The 12,357-nt window shown below is 64.4% G+C and carries 11 protein-coding genes and 1 pseudogene; 9 read left to right on the plus strand and 3 right to left on the minus strand.

What is annotated here, in order from left to right:
• Positions 1 to 26 precede the first annotated feature (26 nt).
• From IVA87_RS20705 to IVA87_RS20730, 6 genes are all read left to right on the plus strand, one after another.
• Positions 27 to 1,019, plus strand: coding sequence for a tripartite tricarboxylate transporter substrate-binding protein (locus tag IVA87_RS20705; RefSeq protein ID WP_247296887.1), 993 nt, complete (start codon positions 27 to 29; stop codon positions 1,017 to 1,019).
• A 199-nt stretch (positions 1,020 to 1,218) separates the two neighbouring features.
• Complete coding sequence (locus tag IVA87_RS20710) at positions 1,219 to 1,701, plus strand: tripartite tricarboxylate transporter TctB family protein (RefSeq protein WP_247334770.1); 483 nt, start codon at positions 1,219 to 1,221, stop codon at positions 1,699 to 1,701.
• Between the two features lie 12 nt (positions 1,702 to 1,713).
• Positions 1,714 to 3,252, plus strand: a complete 1,539-nt coding sequence (locus IVA87_RS20715; RefSeq protein ID WP_247334774.1) for a tripartite tricarboxylate transporter permease — start codon at positions 1,714 to 1,716, stop codon at positions 3,250 to 3,252.
• Positions 3,249 to 4,253, plus strand: coding sequence for a 4-hydroxythreonine-4-phosphate dehydrogenase PdxA (locus IVA87_RS20720; RefSeq protein ID WP_247334777.1), 1,005 nt, complete (start codon positions 3,249 to 3,251; stop codon positions 4,251 to 4,253). The genes IVA87_RS20715 and IVA87_RS20720 overlap by 4 nt, the downstream gene beginning before the upstream one ends.
• Positions 4,254 to 4,382: 129 nt before the next feature.
• Complete coding sequence (locus IVA87_RS20725; protein WP_247296859.1) at positions 4,383 to 4,598, plus strand: hypothetical protein; 216 nt, start codon at positions 4,383 to 4,385, stop codon at positions 4,596 to 4,598.
• Positions 4,599 to 4,723: 125 nt separating this feature from the next.
• Positions 4,724 to 5,755 carry a glycosyltransferase family 4 protein gene (locus IVA87_RS20730; protein ID WP_247334779.1) on the plus strand — a complete coding sequence of 344 codons (1,032 nt, stop codon included), beginning with the start codon at positions 4,724 to 4,726 and terminating at the stop codon, positions 5,753 to 5,755.
• Positions 5,756 to 5,790: 35 nt separating this feature from the next.
• On the opposite strand, the pseudogene IVA87_RS20735 reads toward IVA87_RS20730, so the two are convergent.
• The 3 genes and pseudogenes from IVA87_RS20735 to IVA87_RS20745 form a co-directional block, all read right to left on the minus strand.
• A pseudogene (locus IVA87_RS20735) lies at positions 5,791 to 6,206 on the minus strand (cupin domain-containing protein).
• A gap of 48 nt (positions 6,207 to 6,254) precedes the next feature.
• Complete coding sequence (locus IVA87_RS20740; protein ID WP_247334781.1) at positions 6,255 to 6,998, minus strand: SDR family oxidoreductase; 744 nt, start codon at positions 6,996 to 6,998, stop codon at positions 6,255 to 6,257.
• Positions 6,999 to 7,396: 398 nt separating this feature from the next.
• Entirely contained in the window at positions 7,397 to 8,476 is a 1,080-nt protein-coding gene (locus IVA87_RS20745) for a methyl-accepting chemotaxis protein (RefSeq protein ID WP_247334784.1), read from the minus strand.
• 272 nt (positions 8,477 to 8,748) lie between these two features.
• Here IVA87_RS20745 and recJ point away from each other — a divergent pair, with 272 nt between their 5' ends.
• From recJ to IVA87_RS20760, 3 genes are all read left to right on the plus strand, one after another.
• Positions 8,749 to 10,590 carry a single-stranded-DNA-specific exonuclease RecJ gene (gene recJ, locus IVA87_RS20750; protein ID WP_247334786.1) on the plus strand — a complete coding sequence of 614 codons (1,842 nt, stop codon included), beginning with the start codon at positions 8,749 to 8,751 and terminating at the stop codon, positions 10,588 to 10,590.
• Between the two features lie 66 nt (positions 10,591 to 10,656).
• A complete protein-coding gene (locus IVA87_RS20755; RefSeq protein ID WP_247334788.1) occupies positions 10,657 to 11,466 on the plus strand; it encodes a glucose 1-dehydrogenase in 810 nt (269 codons plus the stop codon).
• Positions 11,467 to 11,561: 95 nt separating this feature from the next.
• Entirely contained in the window at positions 11,562 to 12,353 is a 792-nt protein-coding gene (locus IVA87_RS20760) for an aldolase (protein ID WP_247334790.1), read from the plus strand.
• Positions 12,354 to 12,357: the final 4 nt, after the last annotated feature.

A 12,357-nucleotide genomic window follows, 5' to 3' on the forward strand; every position in this document is an offset into this window, starting at 1 on the left:
AAGACAAAAATCAGCTGGAGGACATCATGGGTCGGACGTCAACACTTCTGCTCTCCGCGGCCGCGACCGTGCTCGCCGGCACGATGCCGGCGCTCGCCGCCTGGCAACCGCAAAAGCCGATCGAGTTCGTCGCCACGGCCGGGCCGGGTGGCGGCACTGACAATCTCGCGCGCGCGGTGCAGAACATCATCACCAAGTACAAGCTGACAGACCAGCCAATCGTCGTCGTCAACAAGGGCGGCGGCAGCGGCGCCGAAGGCTATGTCTACGGCAAGGCCTCCGCTGGCGATCCGCACAAGGTGATCTTCGGCACCTCCAACGCTTGGCAGCAGCCGCTCGTCTCCAAGGTCGCCTTCAACTACACCGATCTCACCCCGATCGCGGCGATGGCGCAGGATGAGTTCCTGCTCTGGGTCAAGCAGGACGCGCCCTACAAAACCGCGGGCGATTATCTCAAGGCGGCCGCATCGGGCGAATTCAAGATGGGCGGCGCGCAATCCAAGGACACCGACGAGGTGTTGACGCGCATGATCGAGAAGGCTGGCAAGGTCAAGCTGACCTATATCCCGTTCAAGAGCGGCGCCGAGACCGCCGTGCAGCTCGCCGGCGGACATCTCGACTCCCATGTCAACAATCCCAGCGAGAGCCTCGGGCAATGGCGCGGCGGCACGCAGCGCCCGCTCTGCGTTTTTAGCCCGAAACGGCTGCCGCAGGGCCCGAAGGTCACCGCAACCGAAGGCTGGAGCGACGTTCCGACCTGCGTCGAGCAGGGCCTCGACATCAAGCAGTATGAGCAGCCGCGCACGGTGTGGCTGCCCGGCAAGGTCACGCCGGACCAGGCGGCGTTCTATATCGATCTCATGAAGAAGGTGCAGGCGACGCCGGAATGGAAGGACTACATCGAGAAGACCTCGCAGGTCGACACCTTCCTGACCGGCGCCGAGTTCGAAAAATTCATCAAGGACGACCTCGAGCACGTCAAGCAGGTCGCGGGCGAGCAAGGCTGGCTCGTCAAGTGAGGCGGCGGGCAGGTCGTTTGCGGCCATCCTTCGAGACGTCCGCCTGCGGCGGGCCCTCAGGATGAGGTCGCGCGTCGTGGCGAGATATCCGACCCTCATGGTGAGGAGCCCGCCAAAGCGGGCGTCTCGAACCATGCAGGCCGAGCTCGTTCGGCAGATCTCACCGCCGTCACATGGGATAGCTCAGAGGTAACGGACCATGATCTCCCGCCGCGCGCTTGAACTTGCGACCGCTACCCTCACCGGGACCTTCGGTGTGGCAGTCGTCATCTCCAGCCTCGACAACGGCATCGGCTGGTCGAGCGCCGGGGTAGACGCCGGCACGTTTCCGTTCCTGACCGGGATCATCGTCGTGATCGGGAGCCTCTACAATCTGGTGCGGGGCGTGCTACCGGCCGCGACACTGGCAAATGTCCCCATCGCCATCACGTCCATCGAGCTGCGCAGGCTCGCCGGCCTGTTCGTGCCGGCTGCGATTTTTGTTGCCGCGATCCCGCTGGCCGGGATGTACGTCGCTTCGGCGTTATACGTTTTCGCAGTGCCGGCGATCCCCAGGCATCAATCCGTGCCGCGTGCGCTCGCCATGGCGGGGGCGACGGCACTCGCGCTCTACGTCGTGTTCGAGCGCATGTTCCAGGTCAGCCTGCCGCATGGCGCGCTCGCCGCCGCGTTTGGGTTCTGACGGAGAGGTCCGATGGATAATCTCGCAGAGCTCCTGCACGGCTTCACCATCGCGGTCACCGCGCCACATCTGCTGCTCATGGTAATCGGCGTGCTGCTCGGCATTCTCGTCGGCGTGCTGCCGGGGCTGGGCGCGCCAAACGGAGTATCGCTGCTCCTGCCGCTGACCTTCGGCATGCAGCCGGTCTCGGCCATCATCCTGCTCTCCAGCATGTATTGGGGCGCGCTGTTCGGCGGCTCCGTGACCTCGATCCTGTTCAACATTCCCGGCGAGCCGTCGTCGGTCGCGACCACCTTCGACGGCTACCCGATGGCGCGCGACGGCCGGCCAACGACGGCGCTCGCCACGGCCTTCGGTTCGGCGGCGTTCGGCGCGCTGATCGGCGTCATCCTGATCACCTTCCTCGCATCCTGGGTGGCCCAGGTGGCGCTCGCGTTTGGGCCGGCCGAGTATTTTGCGGTCTATTTCTTGGCCTTTGCCAGCTTCGTCGGCATGGGCGGTGCCGCGCCGATCAAGACCGTCGTGGCGCTGGCGATCGGCTTTGCGATCGCTGCCATCGGCATCGACACCGTGTCTGGCAGCGTGCGCCTCACCATGGGGGTCGATGAACTCGTCAAGGGCGTGAGCTTCGTCGTCGCCGTGATGGGTCTGTTCGGTATCGGCGAGCTCTTGGTTGCCGTCGAAGAGGAGTTTCACGCGCGCGCGGTCTCCTCCAAGATCGACTGGCGTGAGGTGTTTCGCGCGGTCGGCCGCCTGCCGCGGCATGGCATTGCCTTGCTGCGCAGTGCCGCGATCGGATGCTGGATGGGGATTACGCCGGGCGGCCCGACCGCGGCCTCCTTCATGAGCTACGGCATCGCCCGCCGCTTCTCGCGCCGGGGCCGATATTTCGGCACTGGCGAGGTCGAAGGCATCATCTCGCCGGAGACGGCCGACCATGCCGCCGGCACCAGCGCGCTGCTGCCGATGCTCTCGCTTGGCATTCCCGGCTCGGCGACCGCGGCGGTCATGATGGGCGGCCTGATGATCTGGGGTCTCAATCCCGGGCCGATGCTGTTCGTCGACAGTAAGGATTTCGTCTGGGGCCTGATCGCCTCGATGTATGTCGGCAACATCGTCGCCGTCGCGCTGGTGCTGCTCACCGTTCCGGTCTTCGCAGCCTTGATGCGGATTCCCTTTGTGGTGATCGCGCCCCTGATCGTGATCATCTGCGTCGTCGGCGCCTATTCGGTGTCGAATTCCTATCTCGACGTCGTCATGATGCTTGGCTTCGGGATCGTCGGCTATCTCTTCAAGAAGCTGTTCTATCCGTTGGCGCCGCTCGTGCTCGCGATCATCATCGGCGACAAGGCCGAGGACGCGTTCCGGCAGTCGATGCTGATTTCCAAGGGATCGCTCGGGATCTTCTTTGCAAACAAGCTGGTGACGTGCCTGATCGTTGCCGGCATCGCATTGTTGCTGCTTCCGCTCGTGCTGCAGCTCACGCGGCTCTGGCGCAAACCCGCGCCGTCTACCGATCGGACGACAGCTGAGGAAAAGGTGATCATATGACGGCAAAGCCGCTCATTGCATTGGCAATGGGGGATCCCGCCGGCATCAGCCCGGAGCTGACGGCGAAGCTCGCGGTGCAGGATGACGTCCGCGCCCGCAGCCGGATCGTCATCATCGGTGACCGCCGCATCTTCGACGAAGGCGCGCGGGTTGCCGGCGTCAAGCCGGAGCTGACCATGGTAGAGCAGGGCGCCGACCTTGGCGCGGCGCAGGGCGAGACGCTGTTTGTCGATCTCCGCCACCTCGATCCCAGGGAGGTCGAGCCGAAGGCCGCGACGCTTGTCGGCGGGAACTTCGCCCTGACCAATTACCGGCACGCGCTCGAGCTCGGCCGTGACGGAAGTGTCGATGCCGTCTGCTTTACCCCCTTCAACAAGCAGGCGATGCGCCTTGCCCGCGCCGAATACGACGACGAGATCGCGTTCTCCGCCGAGGTGGTCGGGCTCAAGACCGCGGCAAGTGAGTTCAACGTGCTGGACCGGCTCTGGAACGCGCGGGTCACCTCCCACATCCCACTCAAGGACGTCGCTGCAAAGCTGTCCAGCGAGCGCATCCATCGCGCGCTCAAGCTGACCGATTCCTGTATGCGCAATGCCGGTTTCACGCGGCCCCGCATCGCGGTCGCTGGTCTCAATCCGCATGCCGGCGACGGCGGCAATTTTGGTCGCGAGGAGATCGACATCATCGCGCCCGTGGTCGCGGCCGCCCAGCGCGAGGGCATCGCCGCGGAGGGACCGTTCCCCGCCGACACGGTGTTCCTGCGCGCCAAGGGCGGCGCCTTCGATGCGGTGCTGACGATGTATCACGACCAGGGTCAGATCGCGATGAAGCTGATGGGTTTTGATCGGGGTGTCACCTTGCTCGGTGGTTTCCCGTTCCCGATCTGCACGCCCGCGCACGGCACCGCCTATGATATCGCCGGGCAGGGCATCGCATCGATTGGCGCTAGCCGCGCCGCTGTGCTGCTCGCAGCGGAGATGGCCGCGCCTCGCGCCGCCTGATGCCACACGGGGGGAGCCCACTCATCAAGTTCGAACCCGCAAAGCCCTGCGAGTTTCGGGAAAAAGTGGAAACTTCCTCCGTCGTAACGAGTTGCGGTCCCATGAACGTCTCAATGTGGGAGCTGGAACATGGTCGACCACGATCCGCTACGAACGGCCGTGGATACTGCTTGGTCCGTCTACCGCGCCCGGCATCGTCACGTCGATGCCGCGGATGGTCGTCGCTGTCTGCTCGAGCGTCATCTACAAGGGAGGCGGGAAGCGCGCGAGAGTGGCGGTGATGCCCAGGACCTGACGGCATCTGGCCTTGCCTATCTCGAGCGGCTTCGCGATGACGAATGTTAGCGCTGGTGGAGGAACTGGCCTGCTGCCTGGCGGCCGCGAGTGCGAGGCCGAATTGGACCTTGCTCGCGATTTCGAACCTTCTGGCGGCAGTCATCGTGCTGATCGTGCGCTTGGCAGTTTAGCACATGCGTATCGCTCAGCTCGCTCCGCTGGCCGAAAGCGTTCCTCCGAAGCTCTACGGCGGCACGGAGCGGGTGGTAGCTTGGCTGGTGGATGAGCTGGTGCAGCTCGGCCACGACGTCACGTTGTTTGCGAGCGGCGATTCCCGGACGGCCGGGAGACTCTATCCGGTTTGGTCCCGTGCGTTGCGTCTCGGGCGCAAGGGCGCCGATCCGAGTGCAGCTTGCGCGATGCTGCTGGAAGCGATCGCGAAGCGAGCGAGAGACTTCGACGTGATCCACGCGCACATCGACTGGCTGCATCTGCCGTTGCTCAGTCGCCTGGGCGTGCCGTTCCTGACGACCATGCATGGCCGCCTCGACTTGCCTGGGTTGCCTGACGTGGTTCGGCAATTCCCCGAAGCAGCGCTCGTGTCGATTTCCGACCGGCAGCGCCTGCCGCTTCCAAATGCGAATTGGATTAGAACGATCCAGCACGGGATGCCGTCCGACCTGCTTCGCCCGTGCTACGAGCAGGGATCATACCTTGCATTTCTTGGCCGCCTGACGAAAGACAAGGGTCCGGAGGATGCCATCCGCATCGCGCATCTAACCCGTATGCCACTGCGCATCGCCGCGAAGATCCCGCGCGCCGAGACCGCCTACTTCAAGAAACATGTCGAGCCCCACATTGACGACGAGAAGATCAAGCTTGTCGGCGAAGTCGATGATGACGGAAAGCAGCAGTTCCTTGGTCGAGCCGCCGCTCTGTTGTTTCCGATCGATTGGCCGGAGCCCTTCGGGCTGGTCATGATCGAGGCAATGGCCTGCGGAACTCCCGTGATCGCCTACCGCTCAGGCGCCGTCCCTGAGGTCATCGAGCACGGCCTGACTGGTTTCATCGTCGAGAACGAAGAGCAAGCCGTTCAGGCGGTCGGCGAAGTGGGCAAGTTGGATCGAAGGCAGGTGCGCGCACGGTTCGAGGAGCGTTTCTCGGCGCGCCGAATGGCGCGAGAGTACGAAGGCGAGTACAGCAAGCTGGTTGCCGCCGCGACTTGAGAATTCGATACGGCGTCCCGCCTGCTGCCCCGGCGTTACTTCGCGATAGGTGTCACTAGCTCCTTGTCTGCTGTATCCACGACGAAGACGGCCAGCAGCTTCGCAGGTTCGGAATCGCTGGCATTGGCGCTTGTGGCGTGGCGGTCGCCGGGTTTCTCGAAAAAATTTTCTCCCTTGCGATAGACCTTGGCGGGCTCATCATTGACTTGACTGCGGATCGCTCCTTCCAGGATGGTCGCATAGATAAACGCGGAGCGCGGGTGCATGTGCGCGGGTGAGGAGCCTCCCGGACCATATTCGACCAGCACGCCCTTCATGCTCTTGCCGGGGACGTTGGCAGGGCCTGATCGAACACCACCGTTACTTTGGCTAATGGTGCTGCTGTCTCGGCTGCATGGGCCGTCAGGAAAGACGCAGCGTAAACCGCCGTTGCCATCAGCAATCTGCACATGGGATTCCCTTCATTGTCATTTCCGTCGTGATTGAGGCTGACGGAGCTTCAGAGGCTCGCGAGCCATGTTGCGAGCGGTGTCTTCCCGAGCCGCGCCTCGCCGAGCGGATTCAGCGATGTGTCGTCAATGAGAGCGCCGTAATAGGGCGCCTTTGGGTCTCCCACCACAGGTCGGGCATCGCCGGACGCCTTCAGGCGTCGCGCGATGAATTCATTGAAGGGGGCCTTCTCGGGTCCAGCAATGTCGATCGTGCCGTTGAGCGGCCGGCCCGTTGCGATCTCCGCGAGACAATCGACCACATCGTCGGACGCGATCGGTTGAAACTGCGCCGATGGAACGACAATCCTGCCGCCCGTCACAGCCGTTTCGGCAATGGCGCCGAGGAATTCAAAGAACTGGGTGGCGCGCACGATCGAGTAGGGGACCGAAGAGGATTTGATGACGGTCTCCTGAGCGAGCTTGGCACGGAAATAGGCGTTGTCGGGCGACCGCTCGGTGCCGACGATGGAGAGCGCCACATGATGTTTCACGGCCGCTGCGGCCTCTGCCGCGAGGAGATTCTTGCTCGAGCGCTGGAAGAAATCGAGCACGGCGGCCGGCTCCCAGGACGGCGCGTTGGCGACGTCGACGACAACATCGGCGCCGGCCAGCACCGCAGCGAGACCTTCCCCGGTCACGGCGTTCACGCCTGATCTTGGCGAGGCTGCCACCGCCTCGTGGCCCTGCTGCTTCAGCTTCGCCACCAGTTTAGATCCGATCAATCCGGTCCCGCCGATCACGACGATCTTCATGGCACGTCTCCTCGATGTTTCGGAGCGCGAGATGATCAAAGCCAATGCAAACTTACGCTCTCACGTCGACGAATGTGATCCGAAGCGACTCTCACGACCAATGGCGCGGAGCTCTTGCCCGTAGCGAGCATGGCTTGCCGGAAAATGCTTCGCAAGCCCGGGCGCGATGTCAAAAAAATCCGCTTAGGGATCATTCCCTCGCGCGTAAACACAACCTGGCGATGATCACAGATTGCCAGTGTTTTGCCCGACGTGTCAAAACATTCTGGCGGAAGCCAAAAACCGAAAGGAAGTCCCGCTGAAAAAACAGCAATGAAAGCAATCCTCTAGCTACTGTGCATGGGGTTGTTTTCGCGAGTTCTGATAAAGGCGGGCTACTCGCCGGCTTTGCGGGCGCCTCACGCCCCGCAGATGATCACGCCGTACCAGCCGAGCCCACGATAGGTCTCATAGCCCGGGGTGGCATGGAAGGCGACCAGCGCGCCGGTGCGGTCGTGGTGGAAGCCGGAGCGCTGGCCGTTCAGCGCGATCGAGATGCGCTCGCTGAGGATGCCCTGGCCGTCCGAGGCGGCAATCACACGAAGGCTCGAATCGACCAGCAGTACGCGGGTCTTGTCGCTGTCGCCGACGCGCACGCCCTGGACGATGGCGCGGGCCTGCGCCTCCCAGTCGAAATGAATGGCGAGCACGCCGATCGGCACCCCGTTGGCCTGGCCGCCGCTGCGGACGCTGGCGCAATAGGTCGCGACCTGGGCGTTGCCGAGCAGCGGCTGGTTCTCGACGTCACCGGCGACATAGTCGTCGCCGGAGCGCAAGGATTGCGCCTCGCGAAACCATTTGGTGTGGGCGACGTTCTGGCCGACGACGCGAAGCGGTCGGCGCGGCCATTGGCCGATGACGTTGCCGTCGAGATCGCAAGGCCAGAGGTCGAGATAGACGGTGTAGGCCCCGAGGATCACGCCGAGGCGCTGCGAGGCGTGGTTTACAGCCGCCGCGGCCGGCGAGGCCGCGCAATCGACCACGGCCGAGTCGGTCGCCCACCAACGCACGTCGCAGGTGCGCTCATAGAGGTTGCGGTCGATCAGCTCGATAGCGTTGAGCGACAGATCGATCATGCGCTCGCCGCGCGAGCGCTGGCTCATGCGGTCGATCGAGGCGACGAGCTCGCCGGTTCGTTTGGTCAGCTGTGTCTCGAGCTCGCGGGCGATGGTCTCGACCTGCTGGCCGACGCCACGCACCTCCTGCGCCACGACCGCAAAGCCCGCGCCCTGCGCGCCGGCGCGCGAGCTCTCGATCAGGGCGTTCAGCGCCAGCATCTTCATCTGATTGGTGATTTGCTGGATCGCCTTGGTCTTGTCGACCGCGATCTGGTTGACCTCCGCAGTCAGGCGGTTGATCAGCGCGGAGATGTCGGAATCATCATCAGCGGGTTCGGTGGTGGTGATCGGCTTGGCTTTCAGACCCAGCGCAGCAGACATCGGGGAGCTTCCCTTGGCAATGAGGTCTGACCTGCAATGAACCCGGAACAAAGATACAGATCGAATGGAAAGCTTTTTCGAGGATTCCACCTAACGCCCGCTTAATTTGCGGTTCCCTGGAATGCCCAAATGATAGTCAGATCAGCGCCGCAAAAGGGCAATCCACCGCTTTGTGCGGCGCAGCCATTGCATATCCAGAGCGATTCCGGGCCAATCGTCCCTGCCGACCAATCTGCTGCCATCCGTCCGGGCTCCTCAATCAATCATCATTCATGACCCCGCCCGCAACTGCCTTGCCCGTCGAAGCGCCCCAGGCGTTCCTGGGGGTGACGCGCTCGCTCACGGACAAGCTCTGGCGTGACCGGCTCGACGCGCGCGGCGCGGCCAAGGCGCTTGCGATCGTGCAACGTCACCAATTGCCGGAACTGCTGGCGCGGGTGCTGGCCGGCCGCGGCGTCGACATCGATACCGTGCCGGACTTCCTCGATCCGACCATCCGAAAACTGCTGCCGGACCCGTTCACGGTGACGGAGATGGAAGCTGCCGCGCAGCGGATCGCGGATGCCGCGGGGAAGGGCGAAAGGGTCGCGATCTTCGGCGATTACGACGTCGACGGCGCCACTTCGGCGGCGCTGCTGGCCTGGCATCTGCGCCATTGCGGGCTCGATCCGCTGATCCACATTCCGGACCGGATCTTTGAGGGATACGGCCCCAACACCGAAGCGGTGCGCGCGCTGGCAGCAAAGGGCGCCACGCTGCTCGTCACCGTCGATTGTGGCACCACCAGTATCGAGCCGCTGGCCGAGGCGAAGCGCCTCGGCATGTCCGTTGTCGTGATCGACCATCACCAATGCGGCCTCGATCTCCCCGAGGTCGATGCGCTGGTCAATCCGAACCGCCCCGACGATCTCTCGGGCCTCGGACATCTCGCCGCCGTTGGCCTCGTGCTGGTGACGCTGGTCGCCGTCAATCGCGAGCTGCGCCAGCGCGGTTTCTGGGGCGCCGAGATGCCCGAGCCCGATCTGCTCGGCATGCTGCATCACGTCGCACTCGGCACCGTCGCCGACGTTGCGCCGCTGATCGGCCTTAACCGCGCCTTCGTCGCAAAAGGGCTGATCGCGATGCGGCGGCGCGACCATGTCGGTCATACCGCGCTGATGGACGTGGCGCGGCTCAATGGTCCGCCGGAGGCCTGGCATCTCGGCTTCATGCTGGGGCCGCGCGTCAATGCCGGCGGTCGGATCGGTCGGGCCGATCTCGGCGTGCGCCTTTTGCTCGAAGCTGACAGCATCGAGGCCGCACGCATCGCCGCCGAGCTCGACCGCCTCAACAGTGAGCGCCGAATCATCGAGCAGGCGGCCGAAGCGCAGGCGGAAGCCGAGGCGCTTGCCTCAATCGGCCTGGAAGACAAGCTCGGCGTCATCGTCACGGCCTCCGAAGGCTGGCATCCCGGGGTCGTCGGCCTCGTCGCCTCACGCCTGAAGGAGAAGTTTTCCCGGCCTGCTTTTGCCATCGCGCTTGAGCCCGGCGGCATCGGCACCGGCTCGGGCCGCTCGATCGCCGGCGTCGATCTCGGCAAGGCGGTGCGGCAAGCGGTTACTGACGGCATTCTGCTCAAGGGCGGCGGCCACGCGATGGCCGCGGGCGTCACGCTGCGCAAGGAGAAGCTCGCCGAATTCCGCGCCTATCTGGAGAACGCGCTGGCGCGCGACGTCGCGGAGGCGCGGCACGTCAACGAGCTCTATGTCGACGGCGCAGTCTCCGCGCGCGCAGTGACGCCGGAGCTTGCGACCACTCTCAATCGCGCCGGCCCGTTCGGCAGCGGCAATCCGGAAGTCGTGCTGGCGCTGCCGGCGCATCAGCTCGTCTATGCCGATGAGGTCGGCCAGGCGCATTTGAGGCTGCGCTTCAAGTCCGGTGACGGCGCCATCGTCAACGGCATCGCGTTCCGTTCGGTCGGCCAGAAGCTCGGCAATGCGCTGCTCGCCAACCGCGGTCAGCAATTGCATGTCGCGGGATCATTGTCGGTCGATCGCTACCAGGGCGTCGAGCGTGTGCAATTCCGCGTCGTCGACGTCGCGCTACCGGACCAGGGGCCATCCGTGATTAGATAGCGACGCGGTTTTCGGCAAGATCATGCGAAAAAATAGATCGCTCAAACAACAAAAAAGGGAGTGAACATGGCAGGGCAGGTTGAGGGCAAGGTCGCGCTGGTGACGGGCGGCGCCTCCGGCATTGGCGAGGCCATCGTCGAGCTGTTCGCGCGCGAGGGCGCCACCGTCATTGCGACAGACATCGACGAGCTGCGCGGCCCAGAGCTTGCCAACCGGATTACAAGAGCCGGCGGCAAGGCGATCTTCCTGGAGCAGGATGTCACCAGCGAGGAACGCTGGATCGAGGTCGTCGCCGAGGTCGCAAAGCGCTACGGCCGGCTGGACATCATGGTCTCCAATGCCGGCATCGGCATCTCCGTGCCCTCGATCGTCGACATGACGCTGGCCGACTGGCGCAAGCAGAACGCCATCAACCTCGACGGCGTGTTCCTCTCTGTTAAGCATTGCCTGCCCTTGATGCGCAAGACCGGCGGCGGCTCGATCGTGATGATGTCGTCACTGGCGGGCCTGCGCGGTGCCCCCGGGCTGTCGGCCTATTCGGCCACCAAGGGCGGAGTGCGGCTGTTTGCGAAATCGATCGCGATGGAATGCGCGGCCGCTGGCGACGGCATCCGCGTCAACTCGGTGCATCCCGGCATCATCGACACGCCGATCTGGGGCAAGATTCCGACTGGCGCGACCGGTGCCGGCCAGAACGCGCCGATCGATCCAGAAGAGCGCGCCAAGCTCGTCACGCCGCTCGGCCGTGCCGGCCAGGCTGCGGAGATCGCTTCTGGCGTGCTGTATCTGGCCTCCGATGCCTCGCGCTACGTCACCGGCAGCGAACTCGTCATTGACGGCGGCATGAATGCCGGCGGCGTGCCGCGGCGCGCATAAGCCGCGCAGGGCAGGGTGGTGCCCTCAGGGGCTGACGCGCAGGCGCAGCCCCTGTACAACGCGGCCAGCTCCGACCGACATAGGTGTCCTTCGCCATGGCGCATAGTCTTCACGCTTCCTCTCCCGCGCCCCATCGTTCGAACCGGCCGGACCTCGCCACCGAGGCGATCCGCACCGCGCGCGAGGATCTTGCCGCCTGCTTCCGCATGGCCGCGCGCAACGGTTTTGAGGAAGGCATCTGCAATCATTTCTCGGCCCTGGTGCCCGGGCATGACGATCTCTTCCTGGTCAACCCGTACGGCTACGCCTTCCGCGAGCTGACCGCGTCAAAGCTGCTGATCTGCGACTTCCACGGCAACGTGCTCGACGGCGAGGGCGTACCCGAGGCGACCGCCTTCTACATCCATGCCGAGATGCACAAGCGTCTGCCGCGCGCCAAGGTCGCTTTCCACACCCACATGCCCTATGCGACGGCGCTCTCTATGACCGAGGGCGAGCCCCTGATCTGGGCCGGCCAGACCGCGCTGAAATTCTACGGCCGCACCGCGGTGGACCGCAACTATAACGGCCTTGCCCTCGACAACCGCGAAGGCGCGCGCATCGCGTCCGCGGTCGGCAATGCCGATATTGTCTTCATGAAGCATCACGGCGTGATGGTACTGGCCCCGACCATCGCCGAGACCTGGGACGATCTCTATTACCTCGAACGCGCAGCCGAGGTGCAGGTACTGGCGATGTCGACCGGACGAAAGGTGCTGCCGGTCGATCCCGCTGTTGCGGCTGAAACTTACAAGCAGATGCGCGAAGGCGATTCCGAATCCGCGCGGCTGCATCTCGCCGCGATCCGCCGCCACCTCGACGCGGAGGAGCCGCAGTATAGGCACTGAGCCG

Origin of the sequence: Bradyrhizobium sp. 147 (assembly GCF_023073935.1) — a bacterium.
GTDB lineage: Bacteria > Pseudomonadota > Alphaproteobacteria > Rhizobiales > Xanthobacteraceae > Bradyrhizobium.

What these genes read in the sequence shown, in the direction of transcription:
- IVA87_RS20710 (WP_247334770.1), top strand. Translation starts at nt 1,219, where the DNA reads ATGATCTCCCGCCGCGCGCTTGAACTTGCGACCGCTACCCTCACCGGG.
- recJ (WP_247334786.1), top strand. Translation starts at nt 8,749, where the DNA reads ATGACCCCGCCCGCAACTGCCTTGCCCGTCGAAGCGCCCCAGGCGTTC.
- IVA87_RS20760 (WP_247334790.1), top strand. Translation starts at nt 11,562, where the DNA reads ATGGCGCATAGTCTTCACGCTTCCTCTCCCGCGCCCCATCGTTCGAAC.
- IVA87_RS20715 (WP_247334774.1), top strand. Translation starts at nt 1,714, where the DNA reads ATGGATAATCTCGCAGAGCTCCTGCACGGCTTCACCATCGCGGTCACC.
- IVA87_RS20730 (WP_247334779.1), top strand. Translation starts at nt 4,724, where the DNA reads ATGCGTATCGCTCAGCTCGCTCCGCTGGCCGAAAGCGTTCCTCCGAAG.
- IVA87_RS20705 (WP_247296887.1), top strand. Translation starts at nt 27, where the DNA reads ATGGGTCGGACGTCAACACTTCTGCTCTCCGCGGCCGCGACCGTGCTC.
- IVA87_RS20740 (WP_247334781.1), bottom strand. Translation starts at nt 6,998, where the DNA reads ATGAAGATCGTCGTGATCGGCGGGACCGGATTGATCGGATCTAAACTG.
- IVA87_RS20720 (WP_247334777.1), top strand. Translation starts at nt 3,249, where the DNA reads ATGACGGCAAAGCCGCTCATTGCATTGGCAATGGGGGATCCCGCCGGC.
- IVA87_RS20725 (WP_247296859.1), top strand. Translation starts at nt 4,383, where the DNA reads ATGGTCGACCACGATCCGCTACGAACGGCCGTGGATACTGCTTGGTCC.
- IVA87_RS20755 (WP_247334788.1), top strand. Translation starts at nt 10,657, where the DNA reads ATGGCAGGGCAGGTTGAGGGCAAGGTCGCGCTGGTGACGGGCGGCGCC.
- IVA87_RS20745 (WP_247334784.1), bottom strand. Translation starts at nt 8,476, where the DNA reads ATGTCTGCTGCGCTGGGTCTGAAAGCCAAGCCGATCACCACCACCGAA.